The following is a 19,977-nucleotide window of genomic DNA, read 5'->3' on the forward strand; positions in this document are numbered from 1 at the left end:
AAACATAAAACTATAAGCTACCGCGTTGGGCTACATAGCTATAGTCTGTGTAAATCAGTAAAAAGGAATTATATACGATATGAGCTTATAATAATGGAAGGTAAAACTTCAGTCTACGGAAAACAAACATTTCATTAAATTTTACACAATTGCCATCTAAAAGATGGGAATTATGTAAATTCAACATAGGATTTAGAGTACAAAAACACGCCAGCATCCAGAAATTATATACATGAAATATAATATTTCAAGTAAATTGTGTAATAAACAAGCAGATCTGCGTTATATCTTTACATACGGTATCCCGGAAACCAATTCCGGGACACTGCCCATACAGATAAGCATAAATGGAAGATTATGTTTATGGACAGGCCCGCAGATAAGAGACCCGAATCTCAAATCTGCCGGGCTTACTGCCTAAGGATTACCAATGGCATCAGCTGCAGGCGCTTAAAAAACCTCAATGGAACAAATACTTTTCCTGACTTGATTTTTCTGTACCAATTGTCTCATATTGAAGCAGGCGAATTTCTGGAACTGCTTCGAAGCATCAAAGGACTCAGTAAAGTTCCTATTGTTTTGCAGCTGCTGAAAATGCGGCAAAAAAACGCAAAGCGGTGTGGTGTATAGAAAAACAAAATAATTTAAGGAGCATTACAAAATCACTAAAAGAAATTATTGACTGCTAATTCAAGCCAGCTTCGGCATACTGGACCTGATGCCTTTTTCCCAAATCCTTTCAGGCTGGGATTAGGCAGACTACAGCCATATAATCCCGATGCATTCAGATCTCCCCGCATCTGCTTTTATAATTTTTAAGCTCTGCTTCTGTAATCTGCAGCAGCTTCTCCAAAAGCCCGATCTTATCGCGGTAAAGCTTCTCTAGATCATCAAATCCAGGCTTGCGGGCAATGGACGGCTCAACGGCAGGCTGGAAAAACGGCATTGCTTCAAAGGCTATGACGCCCTGTACGCTCATTTCAAAAACAGCGGCGATTTCCTCCAGCTTTTCAAAATTCAGCCCCGCACCCCCTTTCTCTATTTTGCTGTATCCGGCCTGCGTGATGCCCAGCTTCTCGGACATGTACTGCTGGGTGTAGTTTTTAATTTCTCTTATGCTTTTTATGTTCTGATGTATTGTGCCGGGCATATATGCTGTTTTAGGGTTGGACCATTCCCTTCTAAACGGATGTTGGAAAATATTTCAGTTCGCTTCAAAGGGAAGCAATGCAAATAAGGCTATTAAATCCTTCTTTGCAACAACAAATGTTAACCGTTTGGGCTGTTTTCCCTTTCGGCCAGCTTCAGGCGGCTCAGATGCACGGGGCTGATATTGAGATATGAGGCTATATGGTACTGGGGCACGCGCTGCAGCAGATTGGGAAAACGCATATTCATAGCCTTGTAGCGCTCCATTGGGGAATTCACATAAATGGACTTGATCTTCTCATTTAAAATAAAAAAGTAATCCTCCGCAATGAGCCTGCCGAGCTTCTGCCCTTCTCCCAGCAGGGAGTAGAGGCTTTCCAGCATCTCGCGGCTCACCAACAACACAACAGAATCCTCAACGGCCTGTATGGAAAAACTCGAAGGCACGCCTTTCAAAAAGCTTTCATAGTCCGTAGCGAAAGTATTCTCCATGCAGAAATGAAAGGTCTTCTCCTCTCCTTTTTCATCCGTAAAGTAAATGCGCAGAAGCCCCGAGGCAACAAAAAAGATTTTGCCGCAGACCTCACCGCGGTTCACAAGCATCTGCTTTCTGGAAAAAAAAGCGCTGGCGAACATCCCCCGGCACTGCTCCCACTCCGCTCCGCTGATCTCGACATGCCTGCAGGCAAGACGGTAAATGCTGTCAATTCCCTCGTTTTTTAATATCTCGATTTTTTTGGCTCTCATAGCTTTTACATTTTGGGCTTACAGATATAACGTCTTCATTGCACAGAAAATTTCACCTGTCAAAATCAGACCCGAATCAACAGACCGGCCGGCTCTTTTGAAAATGCAGATTAAGAGATGCCGCCTTATTGTCAAGAATGGTAGGATATCCTCTGCCCATTTCAATTTTAAGCTTCTGGAGTCAAAGCTTTCTGTATATCTCAATTTTTCCTGCCGCTTCAAAATCCAGATCATAGGCAACGGGCGCTTCCGTATTTTCATCGAAAAGCACAGCTCTGGCATATGGTTTATTTCCTTCTATCTTAGACGGTTCTTTGCATAAAATCAGATAATGGGGAACTTCCTTTGCAATAGCAGCGCCGCTGGGGAGGAAAGCAAAATCATGCGCGAGGGCTTCAATGTAGTGGGGCTGGGGAAAATTAAAGGCGTTGGCCAGCATAAAAGCATTGAACTGCTCCATCTGGCTTTCAGTAAAACAGCAGACAGCTCCGCTTGATGCATCGAAGCGGTGCCAGGTAATGTTGACCAGCATATTTCCTGCATCTGGTATACAGGCAAAATTAGCCATCCTTGTATTGATACGGTACATCATATGGATCCGGTTAGTCCTTTTGCCTTTCTGCAAATCCGCACTATCATGCCAAAAAACAGGAACGGAGCTAAAATAACAGGAAAAAGATTATTTAGTTTGCCATGGCTAACTTACGCCAATTAATCGAAGCGGAAACGGTCTGAGAAAAATTTAGAATCATTCTACAGACTATAAAGCTTCTTTGAATCCCAATTTGATTTAATTTTATATAAAAATCAGAAAGACTTCCCATGCAGATGACACCCCTTAAAGACCAGAAGGAAATATTATCGGAGCTCGCCAGGATAGACAAGGCGATATATAAGCTAAACAGCCAGAAAATAACCGCTTTTTTTGAATTTCTGGGTCTGCACCAGCGAGACGATGTGCCCAAGGACTATCTGAAATGGGAAGAGATACTCATCGTGGTGCCCGACAGGCATGTCTCCAATGCCATCAAAAAATACCGCTATTCGATCGAAAGAATCTCTTTTCTGACCAATCCCAATGCGGAAAAGATCCACATTTTTGATGCTAAACAATACAGGGCCTTATCGCAGAATAAGACCCAGTTCCAGATACGCCAGATGCTGCGAGATACCTTCGGCGGGGTCAGATCGCCTTTTGGCGAGAATTGACCCAAAACGTAACTTTAAAGGGGTTATTTATGAAAACAGAGAACCACTACATCAACAGAAGCGGCTGGCTCAGGGCGGCCGTTCTGGGAGCCAATGACGGAATCCTCTCCACGGCAAGCCTTGTGATCGGCATAGCGGCGGCCAGCGCCTCAAGGGAGCCCATCCTGCTGGCTGCGGCTGCAGGGGTCACAGCCGGAGCGCTCTCCATGGCGGCAGGGGAATACGTATCGGTAAGCTCCCAGGAGGACATCGAAAAATCAGATCTTTCCCGCGAGAAAGCCGAACTGGAAAATTTCCCTAAAGAGGAACTTGAAGAACTCGCCGGAATCTACCGCAAACGCGGTCTGGATAACCAGCTGGCCCTTCAGGTAGCCCAAGCGCTTACCTCCCATAACGCCCTTGAAAGCCATGCAAGGGACGAACTGGGCATCAACGAAATGACCCAAGCCAATCCCTTCACAGCAGCGATTGCCTCCGCACTGTCCTTTATTATTGGCGGGATGCTCCCGCTGCTGACCGCACTTTTTGCTCCGGTCAAAGATATGGTCGCCTATCAGTATGCCTTCTCCATTCTCTTTCTTGCCCTCTCGGGAACCATGGCCGCAAAAGCAGGCGGATCCAACGTCCTTAAATCGGTGCTGCGCATCTGCATCTGGGGCACCTTTGCCATGGCCGCCTCCGCTCTTGTCGGCTATCTGTTCGGCGTGCAGACCGCATGAACAATGTTTTTTCAGTCCTGAAAAATTAATCAAATCTTAAGTGAGATGTAAAACTAACTGCATCGTTATTACGTTAATTTGGTATAACAAAATGCATCTCAAAATGAAACTCTTAACCCTTCTGCTATTCTTTTCAGTGCTGCCTGCCGCCATCAGCTGGGAGCCCGATTTTGACAACGCCAAAAAAACGGCGAAAGAGCATCACAGGCTCATACTTCTTAATTTTTCAGGATCGGACTGGTGCGGGCCGTGCATCCTTACCAGAAGGGACTACCTTGATAATGAGGGTTTCGCCCAAATGGCCGGTGAAAACCTTGTTTTGGTGAATGCCGATTTCCCGCGCAAAAAGAAAAACATCCCATCTGTCGAGCAGGTAAAGAGAAACGAGGCGCTGGCCGAAATATACAATAAGGAAGGCAGTTTCCCACTGACCCTTTTGCTTGACGCGCAGGGAAAAATCATCAAGACCTGGAAAGGAAAACCCGAAGGCTCCCCCGAGCAGTGGACGGCCGAGATAAAATCAATCTGCGACAGCCGAAAATAAGATGGCAGCCATTCAGAAATATTCCCAGTCGCTCAGGCTCATGGGAAATAATTTTACCATCACAGTTACGGCTGCCGACCACGATACGGCCAACAGGCACATCGAGGCCGCAATTGGTGAGATCAGGCGCATAGAAAAGCTCCTTACCACCTTTGATGGGCAGAGCCAGACCAATCAGGTCAACTCGCAGGCAGGAATATCCGCCGTCAAAGTCGACCAGGAAGTTTTCGGTCTGATCGAACGTTCCATCGGGATCTCCAAAATTACTCAGGGCGCCTTTGACATCTCCTACGGGGGGATCGACAAAAGCCTCTGGAATTTCGACCGCTCGATGAAAAGCCTGCCTGATGCCCGGACAGCCCTTAAGATGGTGCATCTGATAGATTACCGCAATATCATTCTGGACAGCGAGAATTCCACAGTTTTTCTAAAAGAAAAAGGGATGCGCATCGGATTTGGCGGAATAGGAAAAGGATATGCCGCAGAAATGGCAAAAAAACTCCTGCTTGAAAGGGGCGTGCAGAGCGGCATCATCAATGCAAGCGGCGACCTCTGCGCCTGGGGCCTGCAGCCCGATGGGCGAAAATGGACCATCGGAGTGGCCGATCCCGATGCGCCCAGCGCCGTATTCTCTTATATGGACATATCGGACAGGGCTGTAGCCACATCAGGAAATTACGAGAAATACATCACCATCGGCGGAAAAAAATACTCCCATACCATAGACCCGAAAACAGGGCTGCCGGTAACCGGAATAAAAAGCGTGACCATCATAGCTCCAAACGCCGAGTTTGCAGATGCCATGGCCACTCCCATATCGGTTATGGGAATAAGGGCAGGGCTTTTTCTGATCGACCAGATCCCTGACCTGTACTGCATCATCATAGACGACAGCAATAAAATATACACATCCAAAAACATTCGGCTGCAATGAAAAAACGAAATCCCAAAAATCCGCCTGCCATAGCCATAGCGCTCTTGACAGGCATCCTTTCAGTTTCCTGCACTTCTGTGAAGGAATACCAGAAAGGAAAAATCAATGATTCGGAAATGGTGCTCTCCAACCGCAAAATAGAGAAGACCGAACTGAGTTTCCAGTCCTACCGCGAGGGAGCTTCCGGTGCCAATGCAGGGAAAAGCGGCGGAGGCTGCGGCTGCAACTAATCTCTATGCCTTAAAAAATGAAAAGAGTATTCTTAACAGCAGCGGCACTTATGGCGCTGTTCCAATCCAGAGCGCAGGACGTGCCAGCGGATTCCACAGCCTATAAAAGCAGAAAGCTCAAAATCGAGGAAGTGAATCTGGTATCGAGCTATTACAGCCAGAACGGCGGCCATTCGGCCGTAACAGGCGGAATCGGCACCCAGAAGCTGACCGATATCGCAAATACCATCGATGTGAAGCTGGTCAAATACGGACAGACCGGCATCAAACATACCTTTGATATCGAGGCGGGAATCGACCACTACAGCTCGGCATCATCGGATATGATCGATCTGAGCGCCAACTCATCGGCCTCCTCATCGGACAACCGATTTTATCCATCGCTTACCTATCTAAGGGAAAATGAGCAGAAAGGGCGCACCCTTGGCATCGGGGTCTCCTCTTCCACCGAGTTCGACTACCAGTCCTTCGGGGGGAATATCAGCTTCTCGCAGAAGACCAAAGACCGCAATGGTGAGTTTACAGCCAGATTCCAGACCTTCATAGACCAGCTCAAACTGATAGAACCCGTTGAGCTGCGAACAGGAGGTGAAGGATACGGAAGTGCAAACCGGAATACCTTTGCCGCTACGCTGAGCTACTCCCAGGTCATAAACCAGAGGCTTCAGGTGATGCTTGTAGGGGATGTGATCAGCCAGAACGGCTATCTCAGCCTTCCTTTCCACAGGGTTTATTTTGCCGACGGATCGGTGCATCAGGAAAAAATGCCCGATACCCGCTTTAAGATCCCACTTGGAATCAGGGCCAGCTATTTTATGGGAGACAATATCATCATAAGGGCTTATTACCGCTATTATACCGATGATTGGAACCTAAAGGCGCACACGGCAGATCTGGAAATCCCCGTGAAACTGAGCCAGGCTTTCTCGGTGAGCCCTTTCTACCGCTATTACAGCCAGAGCGCCGCCAAGTATTTCAAACCATACGGGGAGCATACCGGTGCAGATGAATTCTATACCAGCAACTATGACCTCTCGAAGTTCAACAGCAGTTTTCTGGGAATGGGGCTCAAGTTCACGCCTCCTGACGGAATATTTGGTCTCAAACACTGGAACACGCTCGAGATCCGTTACGGGCACTACACCAGATCCAATGACCTTACCTCCGATATCATCAGCATCAATATCAAATACAGGTAGAAATGCGCGGGACATTAGATAAATACTATCTTGGGGCCGAAAGGCCCCTTTTGCCCGCAGAGCATTTTACGGGCTTTGAAAACCCATTTAATTTTTTAATTTTTATATGCCATGAAAAAGGAATTCTGGATGGAAAAAAACTGGGGAGGCTCGGCAGATAAAGCCACCAGTAAGCAAATTACCGAAGCGTTTGAGCAGATAAGGGACATGGATGACCCGCTGGCGGCTTTCTGGATCGGATGCCATGATCTTGAATATGTTTTGAAAATCTCCAAAAATAGGGAACTTGTGCTGATCTACGGAGATAATCAGGACCTTGACATCAAAAAGTCAATGTCCCACTGGACGCAATGCATGTCCCATGCAGATCTGTTCCTCTCCGGTGAATTTCTGCAGCTTCTCCAACAAATGTATAGCCCAGACCATACTGAAGAGACCTCCACATTCAACCCATCCTGAAATCCTTAAACCGCCAAATGGATAATTCGACCCATCCCGTTTCCAGCAGCGTGCCGGTGAAAGAAATCTCCCGACTTTTTCTAAAACTGGGGCTGATCGGCTTTGGCGGACCTGCGGCGCACATCGCCATGATGCGCCGTGAAGTAGTCGAAGAGAGAAAATGGATGGACGAGCAGCATTTTCTGGATCTTCTGGGAGCCGTCAACCTTATTCCGGGACCCAACAGCACTGAAATGGCCATACACATCGGTTATGACAAGGCCGGCAGAAAAGGCCTTCTAGCCGCCGGCTTCTGCTTTATAATGCCCGCCGTTATAATTACCGGGATTCTTGCCGAGCTCTACCGCTCCTACGGACAGCTCCCCGAGGTCACCCCCTTTCTCTACGGCATAAAGCCGGCAGTTGCCGCAGTAATAGCCGGCGCTGTATACCCGATCGCAAAAAATGCCCTAAAATCAACATTTCTCACCCTCACGGCTCTTGCCGTGTTCTCGGGCTCCCTTTCGGGAATATGTGAAATCTATCTGCTGTTCGGCTCTGGAATTGCAGCCTATCTGCTTTACGCCATAAAAAACAATAGTACAAAAAAATTAGGGGCCATTACACCTATTGGATTAATTCCGGCTGCAGGAAATCTGCTTTTATCATCGCTTAATGCCAGGCTTTTTTTTATTTTCCTAAAAATCGGCGCCGTCCTGTACGGCAGCGGTTACGTACTGTTTGCCCTTTTGGACCGTGAGCTGGTGCAAACGGGGCTTATGAATTCCCTGCAGCTGGCCGATGCCATTGCAGTGGGACAGTTTACCCCGGGACCTGTATTTTCATCGGTCACCTTTATCGGCTGGCAGATCAACGGATTCCCAGGCGCTTTTTTTTCCACTCTTGCTGTATTTATGCCTTCTTTCCTATTTATAGCAATGCTGATGCCGCTGATGAAAATAGCACGGAGATCTAAAAGTTTCAGTGTTTTTCTCGACGCAGTAAATGCAGCATCAGCCGCACTTGTAGCTGCGATGTTTCTTAAGATGGCAATCCAGGAGGCCTCGGACTGGAGAACTGTATTTATACTCTTCTTAAGCATGTTTTGCGTATTTAAGTTAAAGAAAATCAACACGGCAGCAATCATTCTAGGAAGTTCAGCAGCCGGCTTCCTTCTCAAGTTGTTATAAGAAGAAATACCTCACTATTACTGCGCACTTACTAACCAATAACAGCTCTTAACATTTCCACGAGACCCTGGTAATTTCCATTTTTTTTGAAAAAATCCACTTTATCAAATCTTTGCACTGCATCTTCCAGCACAGGATCTAAATACCCTGAATAGATCATCACCTGGACTTTTTCCCACTCTTTATTTTCCCTAAATAACCTGAGAAACTCGAGTCCGTCCAGATGAGGCATACGGTAATCAAGAAAAATAATTTCCGGAATTATTGTTCCATTACGCAGCTTATGCAGGGTTTGGGCAGCATTATTTTCAACCGTGCAATGGATTTCAGGATCAATTGCTTTTATGGCATCCATGAAAATTTCCGCATCATCTGCATCATCATCAACGAGCAATATCTTTTTATAAGTCATAAGGCTAAATTTTGAAGAGTTTGACTCCAGGCACTTACGTAATGCCATTTCCTTTTTGCATCCAACATTTTAACATCAGTCAAAAACCATTGCCTTGAGCTGATTACGGTACGCTTCCAAGGCGCTTCCCTTGTCAATATATCCATAATACAGTCCGTCCCTGATCACTGGAAGATAAAACCTGCCACCTTTTTCAAGCTGTCGCATTACCGTTTCCATACTATCCGAATAATCCACCGTCTCGCATGACGATTTCATGATGTCTTTCATCCTTGTATCCTGCTGCTGAAAGATAATCTCGCGGACATCGGAAAAATAAATGACCCCTACCAGTTTCTGATCCCCCGTCACGGCAAACATCCCCTGATCGCTTTCTGTAATCAAATCCCTTAATTTGTCCATACCATCATCTTCTGCCAGCGTTTTCTGGTCAACATGTATAATGCTGTCCACTTCAAGTGTCCAGAGAATATTGGTATCCTTGTTGCTTGTAAAGACGTTACCCTTCTTGACAAGTCCTTTTACATCCAAAGAATGCTTTTCAAAACGCTTGGATATCGCAAAGCTGATCGATGCAACAATCATAAGCGGAATAATAAGATCATACCCGCCGGTAATCTCGGCAATAAGAAAAATGGCTGTAAGGGGCGCATGGAAAAGTCCGCTCAGAATCCCTGCCATACCGACCATGGCAAAGTTGCTTACCGGAAGATCCGTCAGCCCTGTGAGGTTTAAAAGTTTGGAGAAGAAATATCCCGCGTAAGATCCCAGAAAAAGAGAGGGAGCAAAATTCCCTCCATTTCCGCCGCTGCCAAGGGTAATTCCTGAAGCAAAAGCCTTCAGCGTCATAGAAAAGCCCACAAAAGCCAGCACCACCCATTCATTGCTGCTGAAATCCTTAAAAAGAGTATTTTCCAGCAGTTCTCCGGGATTGGTGTCGGCCAGCGTCTTGATGCTTTCATACCCTTCACCAAACAGCGTCGGGAATACAAATATCATCAGTCCGAGCAGCAGTGCTCCCGCCAAAGCCCTCTTGTACGCTCCCAGCTTCAGGCCTGCAAAAAAATGTTCGGTCTTTAAAAAATTTCTGGAATAAAAAACTGAAACAAGCGCAGTAAAAAAACCGAGCAGCATGTAAAAAGGTATATTATGATAATCGAATGTTTCCTGATGCCTGAAAGTAAGCAGAACATCTTCGTTAAGTACGATAGCCGACACCAGCGTGCCGGTCGCCGCCGCTATCATAATTGGCGTAAAGGCAGAAATGGCCACATCCACCAAAAGCACCTCCACGGCAAAAAGCACTCCTGCAATTGGAGCATTAAAAGCCGTCGCTATACCAGCCGCCACTCCGCAGCCTAGAAGAAGGGTCCTCTCCTTATAGCTGAGCCTGAATTTCTGCGCATAATTGGATCCGAAAGCGGCTCCTGTCACAACAATCGGACTCTCCAGTCCTGCTGATCCTCCCAGTCCGACGGTCAGAGAGCTTGTAATGATCTGTGCGTACATCTGCTTGGGAGGTATGATGCTCGCTTTGCGCGCCACGGCATGCAGAATCTGTGAGGTTCCTTTTTCAATGCTGCCTCCCAGAACCCTTTTTACCACCAGCACGGTGAGCAGGATTCCTGCAATGGGGAGAATACTGTTAATGAAGCTGAGCTTCAAAATGCTGTTGCCATAAGATGCCAGGGAATAGACCCAGTGGGCAAAAGTTTTAAGGAATATCACGGCAAAGGCCGACATGATTCCGACGATAACGCTTGATAGGAATATAAACTGCTTTGGGGAAAGTTTTTTTCTGCCCACTATGAGAAGAGCCTCAAGCTGCAGAAGTTTTTTCTTAAACATTAGATTTAAGTGATTTAAAAATAATAGCAAATAAAACCATTACATTGATGAATAGATTAGCCCGTATGCACAATTCTGCATGGACACAAAAAAATTTATAATAATTACCTGCAATAGCAGGCATCCATCATTAGATCCTAAAAGAGCTGATAAAGGTGAAGATAAGTGTGAAGTCTTATGGAATACAGATTGGTAAGCCCAAAAAAATACCTGCCTGAATACTGTTTTATAAGACAAAAATTATTCTGGTAAGCTGCAGGCAGTTCCGCAAATTTTAATTCAGTGGCCTTTCTTTTAAACCGGAACTCAGAAGAGCCGTCCTGATTGGAATCTTTTTTAAGGAACGAAAATCGCTCAAAGCTTCCATTTTTTAGACTTTCAGAATCCGCTTTTGGAAAAGGGGCTTCATAAGATGCCTCCATAAGGAGAGAACTCTTTTCTTCCGCTGCTGCAGAGAAAGAATGCGCAAATGCCAGTACTATGTAAAAAAGCAGAAGCCTCTTCATCCCCTTTGATTCTGAATTTATAATTATATGAAATAAATATGAGGCTTCAAATGTACAAAACTTTACAGGTTTTATCGGAGGCTATTCTGCTAAAAAAAATGTCTTTTATGTAAAACGCAATGATTTTAAGTGTCTTTGAAGTATAAAGCGACAGTGAATTTCGGGTTTATCGGGTTTTAACAGGTAAAAACGCAGAAACATGTTAAATGGAACGATTAACCCCCCTATCCTTTTTTAATATCAGGATAATTTTATAACTTGAATATTAAATCTCCTATTATGAAAATATCAGAAACGGCATTTGTGTTTATCATACTATTTTTTGTTTCCTGCACCGGCAGAAAAGAAAGTGAACTGGAAGCTAGGGAAAAAAAACTTATACTTCAGGAAAAAGAGTTTTCAGCAAAGGAAGAAGACTATAAAAACCTTCTCAGACTCCGCGACAGTCTTCAGCTGGCTGTTTTAACGAAAAAGGAAAATACGGATTCTATTAAAAGATTCTGGCCGGACAGCCTTACTGGCAGCTGGAATGGTAAATTAGTATGTCGCGAATCTGCATGCGGAACTTATGTCATAGGCGACCAGAGAACTGAAAAATGGATCTTTTCCAATGACAGCATAGGACCAATTATTAAAGTAATGGACAATAATAAGCTCAAGCGCATTTATAGGGCCGAATATAATGACGGACTAGCCAAACTAAATATCTATTTACCAGACAGCACCGCTGCAGGAAATAATAAGATTACCGCACTTTTAGATAATTTCAGCAAAAAAGTGATTAAAGGCACACAGTCACTTTCAGGACAGAACGGCTGTCTGGTAAAATTCTCCGTTGAGCTTTCCCCTTCCCCAAAAAAATAAGCTATGTTTTTAAGTATACAGCATATCACCTTTCCCATTGAAGATCCTCTATTGAAATTTCTTTTAGAGCTGATCATTATCCTCTGCATCCCGCTCCTGCTCAATAAGATCAAAGTCCCCCATCTTTTAGGGCTTTTAATTGCAGGCGCTGTAGTCGGTCCTAATGGTTTTCATATTCTCTCCAGAGACAGCAGCATAGTGGTTACTGGAACAACAGGGCTATTATATATCATGTTCCTTGCCGGACTGGAGATTAACATGGGAGACTTTAAAAAGAATAAGTGGAAAAGCATCACTTTTTCCATCTATACTTTTGCTGTGCCATTTCTGCTCGGGTTGGCTGGAGGCTATTACATACTGGGTTTCAATATGCTTACCTGCGTGCTTTTTGCGAGTTTGTTTTCCTCCCACACATTGATTGTATATCCGATGGTGAGCTCACTGGGCATTACACGAAATCTGGCTGTTAATATCACAGTTGGAGGAACAATGATAACCGATGTACTATCTTTAGTGATACTGGCTGTAGTAGTCGGAATGTCACAGGGAGGAGTAGGATCATCATTTTGGATCAAGCTCTCTATATCTATGGTCCTTTTCGGTGTTATTGTATTAATGCTGTTTCCAATTATAGCACGCTGGTTTTTTAAAAATGTCCAGGATAAGATATCACAATATATCTTTGTTCTGGTTATGATCTACATGGCCGCGCTTCTGGCTGAACTCGCAGGCATTGAAGCCATTATCGGCGCCTTCTTTGCCGGATTGGCACTCAACAGGCTGATACCACACACTTCTTCTCTGATGAACCGCGTGGAATTTGTCGGCAATGCCATATTCATTCCGTTCTTTCTTATCAGCGTGGGAATGCTGATAGACTTTAATGCCTTCTTTAAAAGCTGGGAAACACTCGGCGTGGCAGCAGTGATGCTTGGCGCGTCAATTGGGGGAAAATACCTTGCTGCCGTTGCGACGCAGAAAACTTTCCGCTTTACAGATGATGAAGGTAAGTTAATATTTGGACTCAGCGCTGCATCTGCCGCTGCTACACTAGCTTCTGTTATGGTGGGCTATAACATTATACTCTCCGAAAATGAGGCTGGTGAACCTGTACGATTATTGAATGAACATGTATTGAACGGAAGCATACTCCTTATCCTGATTTCCTGCACCGTATCTTCCTTTGTCTCTATGGCTTCTGCGCAGCGCATTGCCGAAAAGGAAAAAGAAAATACCGTATCAGGCGAGAGCGAAGAAAAAGATAAAATCCTGCTCGCCATCAACCACGAAAGCACTGTTGAAAAATTGGTGAACCTTGGTCTGCTGATCAAAACCAAATCCAACCATAACAGCATTTATGCCCTGAATGTCATCAGTGAACAGAAAAATGAATCATCAGCCAAAAATGCTGAAATCCTTTTAGATAAGACTGTAAAAATGGGCGCAGCCGCCGATACAAAAATTATTCCCATTACAAGACACGATCATGATGTAGTCTCGGGAATCAATAATGTGATTAAGGAACAGCATATTTCCGATCTTGTAGTGGGTCTTGAAAACGACAAGGGATTTTCTGCCTCTTTTATCTACAACTTATATAAAGGCTATCTTCAGAATAAACAGAGTAATGTGCTGATTTACCATGCGGCGCAGCCAATTGCAACAGTCAAAAGTTATACCGTCCTCATACCTGCAAATGCCGAAAAGGAACCTGGATTTTTCCATTCCCTGTTAAGGGTATGGAACATCAGCAAAAATTCGGGCGCACAGATGATATTTTATTCCAATGAAAATACGGCCAGAATTCTAAAACGAATCTGCGAAAAAAATAATATTGAAGCCAAGTTCAACCTAATTGATACATGGAAAATGGCGCAGACAGCTGCTGAGGAAATAGATGAAAATGAAGGCCTAATTATACTTATGGCCGACAGAGGGATGAAATCTTATTTCGAGCAGATGAAAGAGGTGCCTGAATTCCTCAACCGAAATCTAAGCAGAAATAATTACATCTTAATTTACCCATATAGGGCATTAAATGAAACCGCTATTGAGAAACGTTCAGTAGCCAATCATGATGACTTTGCTGAAATAGGAAAAATGATTTCCAGAGTTTTTAAATAATTCAGACCTTGCGATATAATTTTAATTGCATTTGGTTTCATAAAACCAATTACGGCATTCTTGAATTGCCAGAATCTGTCCGTATAATTTTCAATGCGAAACAATTTACATTATAAACTTAACTTTAGAATGGTTTATCATTAGTACAGTAAGACTTTTAAATTACATAAAAAAATGGTCAGATTACTTTCCCTATTGAAGCATTGGCAGATCTGTTGTTCTACTGACGCTAGAAATTGCTTTATTTCCCTTTGTGATAGATGAATTTTCGAGGATGTAATTGTGGGACCTAAGTATTCTAGCAGGGCGCTATCCCCCTATTTATTTCGTTTATGATTATACTTCAATGCTTCTGATTCGATTTCCTGCATTGTTTTCTTTTTCCCTTTAGATATCCATTCTAAAAGTTCCTCTTCAAAAAAGTACAGCTTTTTGCCATATTTATAGCTGGGAATTTTTCTCTGTCTTACAAGGGCGTAAATTGTGGGCTTTGCTTTTCCTAAAAGCCTGCATGCTTCTTCAATTCCAATAGGAATGTTTTTTTCTTTGGATTCATAAACCTGTACATTCTGGATAAGCAGCTTGATCTCGGCTATTTCTTTCACTAGGTGCGCCACTGCTTTGGGCAGGTTATCAAAAGAGATTTCATTTAGGTTCACAGCTATCGTTTTTAATAATTATGCTGCAAATGAAAAAAGTGTTTCTGCTGTGTCTTTCTTCACAGCAGAAACACTTCAAAAACACATTGTTTTATATTTATTGCCATTTAAAAATCTGCAAGATCTTCCATAATCTTTATTAGCCCCTTCTGTTCATCGTCTTTCAGATGCGTTTTAATGCTGTTCTCTTCAACATCTTTTAAAGCTTCGGCAAAAGTCAGTTTTAAAAATTGAGCGGCTCTGTCCTGCCTGCTGACTTTAAAAAAATTCCAGATATTCCAGCCAAAATGGTACAGATCGAGACTGGACAGGCCTTTCACTTTTACCGGCTTAATATTTTCGAAATTTATACCTTCAGCATATATGATTATATTCCTGCCCAATTGCTTCAAATCATCATCCGCGACATACAGCACAAATTCTCGCCGCGCATAAAGTATGGCAATATCAATTCTGGCCTCTTTTTGATTTCTGGCTGCACTTTGCTGCTGCTCCCTGATCTGCGCAATGTTTCTGGCTGAATTTTTATTTTCAGACAATTCGAGCCTAATGAAAGCATTCTCCTGCTCCTCTTTTATTCTTGCCAGGTCTTCATCTGCAGTCCGGCTTTCAGGAGATCCATTTTTTTTAGCCTTCAAAAAACGATTCAGCAGGCCGGCCACCAATTCGTTTAGAAATAAACTTAGAATTGCAAACATTAAAATACCAAATCCGGTGCTGATCCAAAAGAAAACGGTGGCCGTATATTCATCGGCACCTTTTTCCAGCAGCACCAGTCTTCCTATTATGCCGACAAAAACACAGACTAATAAAACAGACAGATAAACTGCGATATATTCAAAGTATTTTGTTTTCATTACGGCTTGTTTTTTAAAGATTCCAATTGTATTGCCTGCGAAGCTATATTTTTCTTCTCATCTACCACTTTGGCATAGATTTGAGTAGTTTTTACGTTGCTGTGCCCCAGCATCTTGCTGACCGTATAAATGTCTGTCCCGCTCGCCAGCTGCAGCGTTGCAAATGTATGGCGGAAGCAGTGGAAGGTAATATTTTTTTTAATGCCTGAAGATCCGACCCATTTTTTCAGAGGCCGTGAAATCCACGACGGGTCCGGAAGATCTTCAAAAACAAGCTGATCTGGAAGCCTCGGTTCTCCGCATAGCTGGAAGGCCTGCTGGGAAATAGGCATGTATTCGACACCCTTTGTCTTTTTCTGCGTAAAATGCAGTTTAACCATGCCCTCCTGCAAACTAATCTCTTTCCAGCGGAGCCTCTGAATGTCGGAATGCCTCAGACCTGTAAGGGCTGAGAAAAGCGCGGCTCTTTTAAGGATGTCTTTTTCGCAGGGCGTTGTTACCAATTCATTCAATTCCTTAATGGTCAGATACTCGCGTCTTGATTCCTGCTCTGGGATGCCTTTTATTTTTGAAGATAAATCAACGGTTAAATATCCGTCGATAAAGGCCTGTTTTAAAGCCGCTTTGAATATGGCAAAATAGGTTCCCGCAGTGTTGCGGGAAAGGGTTCCTTTTTTGCCACCACCGAGCGGAGCGCCCAACAGAAACAGTTTGAAATCTTCCGCCATTTTGGCGTCAATTTGGGAAAACATCAGGGTGCCTGCTGAATAGCTTTTTAAAAATCCTCCAGCACGCTCCCAAGTGAACTGAATGGATTTTGAACTTCGGGCATGTCTTTTAGCCGCTACAGCAGCAAGGTATTTTACAAAATCCTCTTTACCTTTCTCTTTCTGTTCAGCCAAAAGGTTCTCAGCATCACTGTACAGATCAATATTATCGTAATCTTTTTGCCGGATTTTGCGCACTCCGTCAGCATAGAGCATTATCTCACGGTCACTTTCGCTTCTGCACATTATTATTCCGTTATCATTGCGTTTGGGTTTGTAGGACTTTGAACCCGCTGCATCTGTCCGGGCAGTTCTTTTCTTGTCCCACTCCACAGTGGTTACGGATCTGTTTAAATATTCACGGATTCTCTGGGGAGTTTTCTTTCCGGAAACCTCAACAGGGTAGCTTTCTATGTAAACATACCATTCTTTTCGGTCTTCCGCTTTTCGAAGACGAACAGTTACCTTGGTTTTTGCTAATTGCTTCATATAAAATCATTTCCATTATACAATTTGTCAATTTCGCTTTTTGGGGCATATACGTGCTTTCCTATCTGTCTGGTAGGGATTGAATATTTTCTGATATGGCTGTAGACAGAACCTTCAGATATTTGAAACCTTTCAGCTATTTCGCCGATGGAATAGCAGTCCTCTCTTTCAAGGCTGTATAATTTTTTCTTAGGTACGCTTTCAGCCGCCGGCAGGCTGCGGGCAGGGCCGAACATCCCTTCCATAACTCTGCGGTCTATCCTAACAAGGCGGGTTCCCAAATTAACCGAAGGAATTTTCCCCTGGTCTACAAGCCGATAAAGGGTTCTTTTGGCAATGCCAAAAAGCATGCCTGCTTCAGGAACAGAAATAAATGACCTGTTCTCCGGTATTTTATCTGTTAGTGCTTTGACCTCCGCTTCATTCTTAAGCCGCTTTATCTTCTCTTTGTATGCTTTTTTGCTGCATATCTGGGAGCAGTAGACAGAAGCCACTGTCTTAGGCAGAAATTCTTCCCCGCAGTTAAGACACTGTTTATTTATTCTTTTCATCGCCTTTATCCCCTCATTAAGGTATCATAAGTATACATAAGTGCCACTTTATCTCCTTTTAAGTGCCGGTACAAATGTGGTACACATATATGATAAAAAACGATTAAAATACAGCAGAAACAAAAATGCATAAAAAAGAAAACCGCTGTAAACTTTACGTTTACAGCGGTTTAACATTTATTGTTAACCGATGTTAATCAGTACTTATTTGACCCTCTGAAATGTAGATAGATTTTTTAGAGACTGAATTACTTTCAATATCATATAAATTACCGATAATGCAAAACTGCTTTCCTGATGAGATTAACATACTAGCTTCTTTTAAAATTTATAAACGTCAATTTAATTACTGCAATAAAATCTTTTTCAAAGCAACATAGTATATAAGAATTATGTACTTAAAAAAAAAATTCACAACAATCCACTCTTTAACAATTCTTAACAAGAAAACAAATATCTGTATTTTTACAAATACAGCAGCACGTACTTTTACGCCTTTTTGTATCTAAATATATGAGATTTACTAAATCTCCTACCTTTTCAACGGAGCCATATATTCCATCTACTACAGCCAGATGATCCTGCAGTTTAAAATCCAGTCCAGAAGCATTTCTAAAAATTTAAAATGAATAGCATCGATACAGAAAGTGATGAAAGCATATCTTGTTCGCTTTTACCATGAACTTAATTTGAATAGAAGTACTAAATTTGCACATAAGAAACTTTAGAATAATCAATAATTTAGTAGTTCTAGCTAGAACAAAATCCAATCCGATATTTAAAACTAATGGATATTATACCAAATTACAGCATAACCCTTCAAAATGATTTTGTTTTTCTTGAAAAAGAAGAGCTGCATGAATTCATGCATTCTAATCTGGCTGCCCACAGCCACAATTACTATATCCTCAGCTTTCTATATGAGGGCTCTGTTTCACATATTACAGACTTTGAGCAACAGCAAGTTACTGCTCCTGCAATTTTAATGTTGGATATAGATCAGGTTCACACGCATCCCGACATGAGTGACTGCAAGATAGTTTCGATAGCATTCTCTAACTATTTCATTAATGGCCAGCATCAGAAGTTTATAGAAAAAGTTGGCAGAGTCTTTTCCAGACCTTTTATTACTATTTCAAGAGCTGAACTTTATCAATTAAATGAGATTGTTGAGATTGTGAAAAGGGAATTTTCAGCAAAAAAAAATAATCAGGAATTACTGCAGGCATTGCTGAATGTTCTGATTATTCAATGTTATGATCTCTCCAAATCATATCCTGCTAAAAACGAGCAATTAGAAAAAACATATAATGGGTTTAAATTACTTTTGAAGGAGAATTTCAAAAAGCAGCATCAGGTAAAATTCTATGCAGATTCGCTTAATGTAACCACTCGCGTATTGACAACGTTAGTAAAAATTTCAACATTTAAGACTCCTAAACAATTGATTGAGGAACAGTTGCTTCTGGAGGCAAAAAGACTTCTATATTGGTCAAATCTAACGGTCAAGGAAGTGGCCTGGCAATTGGGATTTGAAACTGACAGTTACTTCAATCGTTTCTTCAAGAAACATTCTGGTAAAACACCGAAAGAATATCATAAAAAAACTTTAACTATAAAAAAATAACTACTGATAATTGATTCACCAGTAGTTATTTAGCAGTTTCTAATAAATAATATTCCTTATTTCAAGAACTCCATCTCATTGTATCGGTCGTACACCATTCCACGAGCAATGTTGTCAGCGAAATCTTTGCTATGTATAATTTCGATCGCTTCAAGTGCTGTATCTATTCCAGAAGTTACTCCGGCACCTGTTAAAAATTTCCCATCTGCCACAAACCGTGTTTCTTCCTTCACCTTTATCTTTTTATGCGATCTCAACTCATCTAAAGACCAGTGATGCGTTGTTGCAGAACGTCCATCAAGCAGTCCTGTATTGGCCAAGATAAGCCCACCGGTACAAACAGACATAGTAATTTGAGTTTTTTCGTTTTGCTTGATAATCCAGTCCATCATTTTTTTATCTTTAGATATTGTAGCTACGATTTCAGGTGATGTTCCTGGGATAATAAGGATGTCGGACTGCGGAGCGTCAAAGATGGAAAATTGAGATACCATATTCATAGTACCTCCATCCATAACTACCTGCTTCTTATCAGTCGCAGAAACAGTATAGATCCTGTATTTATTTGTCATGTTATTGGCCTTAACAAAAACATCTATTGGACCGCCAGTGTCCACTATTTCTACTCCATCGTACACCAAAACACCGATATTAATCTTTCGATCATTCGCGAAACTGAATTTATCGTTTGTAATGCTTTGTGCATTTATATTTTGTAAACCAATAAAAAATAAAAGGTTTGCCAGGGTAATTTGTATTATTTTCATGTAAATTTTAATTTATGTAATGATAATTCTGGCGGTATATCTTATGCCGGCTAAGCTATCTTAACGCCAGTGCAAAAATAAACACGTACTTATCTTTAAAAATTACACTTTTGCCCCCTTTAATTGTACTTTGAGTCATCACAAGTA

At 42.6% G+C, this 19,977-nt stretch carries 21 protein-coding genes; 11 read left to right on the forward strand and 10 right to left on the reverse strand.

Features of this window, described 5'->3' with window-relative positions; translation table 11 throughout:
• Nucleotides 1-784: 784 nt before the first annotated feature.
• The 3 genes from ACE01P_RS02605 to ACE01P_RS02615 form a co-directional block, all read right to left on the reverse strand.
• Nucleotides 785-1,150, reverse strand: coding sequence for a helix-turn-helix transcriptional regulator (locus ACE01P_RS02605; protein WP_379693780.1), 366 nt, complete (start codon nt 1,148-1,150; stop codon nt 785-787).
• A gap of 119 nt (nt 1,151-1,269) precedes the next feature.
• Entirely contained in the window at nt 1,270-1,896 is a 627-nt protein-coding gene (locus ACE01P_RS02610) for a Crp/Fnr family transcriptional regulator (RefSeq protein ID WP_379693782.1), read from the reverse strand.
• Nucleotides 1,897-2,077: 181 nt separating this feature from the next.
• A complete protein-coding gene (locus ACE01P_RS02615) occupies nt 2,078-2,488 on the reverse strand; it encodes a hypothetical protein (protein WP_379693785.1) in 411 nt (136 codons plus the stop codon).
• 236 nt (nt 2,489-2,724) lie between these two features.
• On the opposite strand from ACE01P_RS02615, the gene ACE01P_RS02620 reads away from it, so the two are divergent.
• The 8 genes from ACE01P_RS02620 to chrA all read left to right on the forward strand — a co-directional run bounded on the left by ACE01P_RS02620 (nt 2,725) and on the right by chrA (nt 8,359).
• On the forward strand, nt 2,725-3,105 hold the full coding sequence (locus ACE01P_RS02620; RefSeq protein ID WP_379693787.1) for a hypothetical protein: 381 nt from the start codon (nt 2,725-2,727) through the stop codon (nt 3,103-3,105).
• Between the two features lie 29 nt (nt 3,106-3,134).
• Complete coding sequence (locus tag ACE01P_RS02625) at nt 3,135-3,824, forward strand: VIT family protein (RefSeq protein WP_379693789.1); 690 nt, start codon at nt 3,135-3,137, stop codon at nt 3,822-3,824.
• A gap of 103 nt (nt 3,825-3,927) precedes the next feature.
• Nucleotides 3,928-4,368: a thioredoxin family protein gene (locus ACE01P_RS02630; RefSeq protein ID WP_379693791.1), complete on the forward strand. Its 441-nt coding sequence runs from the start codon at nt 3,928-3,930 to the stop codon at nt 4,366-4,368.
• A 1-nt stretch (nt 4,369) separates the two neighbouring features.
• Nucleotides 4,370-5,302 (forward strand): FAD:protein FMN transferase, encoded by a 933-nt coding sequence (locus tag ACE01P_RS02635; RefSeq protein WP_379693793.1) that lies wholly within the window; start codon nt 4,370-4,372, stop codon nt 5,300-5,302.
• On the forward strand, nt 5,299-5,532 hold the full coding sequence (locus tag ACE01P_RS02640; protein WP_379693795.1) for a DUF4266 domain-containing protein: 234 nt from the start codon (nt 5,299-5,301) through the stop codon (nt 5,530-5,532). The genes ACE01P_RS02635 and ACE01P_RS02640 overlap by 4 nt, the downstream gene beginning before the upstream one ends.
• 17 nt (nt 5,533-5,549) lie before the next feature.
• On the forward strand, nt 5,550-6,731 hold the full coding sequence (locus tag ACE01P_RS02645; protein ID WP_379693797.1) for a DUF3570 domain-containing protein: 1,182 nt from the start codon (nt 5,550-5,552) through the stop codon (nt 6,729-6,731).
• Between the two features lie 111 nt (nt 6,732-6,842).
• Entirely contained in the window at nt 6,843-7,190 is a 348-nt protein-coding gene (locus ACE01P_RS02650) for a hypothetical protein (protein WP_379693800.1), read from the forward strand.
• A 17-nt stretch (nt 7,191-7,207) separates the two neighbouring features.
• Complete coding sequence (chrA, locus tag ACE01P_RS02655; RefSeq protein ID WP_379693803.1) at nt 7,208-8,359, forward strand: chromate efflux transporter; 1,152 nt, start codon at nt 7,208-7,210, stop codon at nt 8,357-8,359.
• A 31-nt stretch (nt 8,360-8,390) separates the two neighbouring features.
• Here chrA and ACE01P_RS02660 read toward each other — a convergent pair whose 3' ends face one another.
• Both ACE01P_RS02660 and ACE01P_RS02665 read right to left on the reverse strand, forming a co-directional pair.
• Nucleotides 8,391-8,771, reverse strand: a complete 381-nt coding sequence (locus ACE01P_RS02660; protein WP_379693805.1) for a response regulator — start codon at nt 8,769-8,771, stop codon at nt 8,391-8,393.
• A 75-nt stretch (nt 8,772-8,846) separates the two neighbouring features.
• Nucleotides 8,847-10,619 carry a chloride channel protein gene (locus ACE01P_RS02665; RefSeq protein ID WP_379693807.1) on the reverse strand — a complete coding sequence of 591 codons (1,773 nt, stop codon included), beginning with the start codon at nt 10,617-10,619 and terminating at the stop codon, nt 8,847-8,849.
• A 785-nt stretch (nt 10,620-11,404) separates the two neighbouring features.
• Here ACE01P_RS02665 and ACE01P_RS02670 point away from each other — a divergent pair.
• Both ACE01P_RS02670 and ACE01P_RS02675 read left to right on the forward strand, forming a co-directional pair.
• Complete coding sequence (locus ACE01P_RS02670) at nt 11,405-11,989, forward strand: hypothetical protein (RefSeq protein ID WP_379693809.1); 585 nt, start codon at nt 11,405-11,407, stop codon at nt 11,987-11,989.
• 3 nt (nt 11,990-11,992) lie between these two features.
• Nucleotides 11,993-14,113 carry a cation:proton antiporter gene (locus ACE01P_RS02675; protein WP_379693811.1) on the forward strand — a complete coding sequence of 707 codons (2,121 nt, stop codon included), beginning with the start codon at nt 11,993-11,995 and terminating at the stop codon, nt 14,111-14,113.
• 317 nt (nt 14,114-14,430) lie between these two features.
• On the opposite strand, the gene ACE01P_RS02680 is transcribed toward ACE01P_RS02675, so the two are convergent.
• The 4 genes from ACE01P_RS02680 to ACE01P_RS02695 all read right to left on the reverse strand — a co-directional run bounded on the left by ACE01P_RS02680 (nt 14,431) and on the right by ACE01P_RS02695 (nt 17,436).
• Complete coding sequence (locus ACE01P_RS02680) at nt 14,431-14,772, reverse strand: helix-turn-helix domain-containing protein (RefSeq protein ID WP_379693813.1); 342 nt, start codon at nt 14,770-14,772, stop codon at nt 14,431-14,433.
• A gap of 107 nt (nt 14,773-14,879) precedes the next feature.
• On the reverse strand, nt 14,880-15,629 hold the full coding sequence (locus tag ACE01P_RS02685) for a hypothetical protein (RefSeq protein WP_379693815.1): 750 nt from the start codon (nt 15,627-15,629) through the stop codon (nt 14,880-14,882).
• A complete protein-coding gene (locus ACE01P_RS02690; RefSeq protein ID WP_379693817.1) occupies nt 15,629-16,885 on the reverse strand; it encodes a tyrosine-type recombinase/integrase in 1,257 nt (418 codons plus the stop codon). The genes ACE01P_RS02685 and ACE01P_RS02690 overlap by 1 nt, the downstream gene beginning before the upstream one ends.
• Nucleotides 16,882-17,436 (reverse strand): helix-turn-helix domain-containing protein, encoded by a 555-nt coding sequence (locus ACE01P_RS02695; RefSeq protein ID WP_379693819.1) that lies wholly within the window; start codon nt 17,434-17,436, stop codon nt 16,882-16,884. The genes ACE01P_RS02690 and ACE01P_RS02695 overlap by 4 nt, the downstream gene beginning before the upstream one ends.
• A gap of 787 nt (nt 17,437-18,223) precedes the next feature.
• On the opposite strand from ACE01P_RS02695, the gene ACE01P_RS02700 reads away from it, so the two are divergent.
• Nucleotides 18,224-19,063 (forward strand): helix-turn-helix domain-containing protein, encoded by an 840-nt coding sequence (locus tag ACE01P_RS02700; RefSeq protein WP_379693821.1) that lies wholly within the window; start codon nt 18,224-18,226, stop codon nt 19,061-19,063.
• Nucleotides 19,064-19,119: 56 nt separating this feature from the next.
• On the opposite strand, the gene ACE01P_RS02705 is transcribed toward ACE01P_RS02700, so the two are convergent.
• Complete coding sequence (locus ACE01P_RS02705; protein WP_379693823.1) at nt 19,120-19,830, reverse strand: DJ-1/PfpI family protein; 711 nt, start codon at nt 19,828-19,830, stop codon at nt 19,120-19,122.
• Nucleotides 19,831-19,977: the final 147 nt, after the last annotated feature.

This window comes from Flavobacterium sp. HJSW_4, assembly GCF_042436695.1.
Classification (GTDB): domain Bacteria; phylum Bacteroidota; class Bacteroidia; order Flavobacteriales; family Flavobacteriaceae; genus Flavobacterium.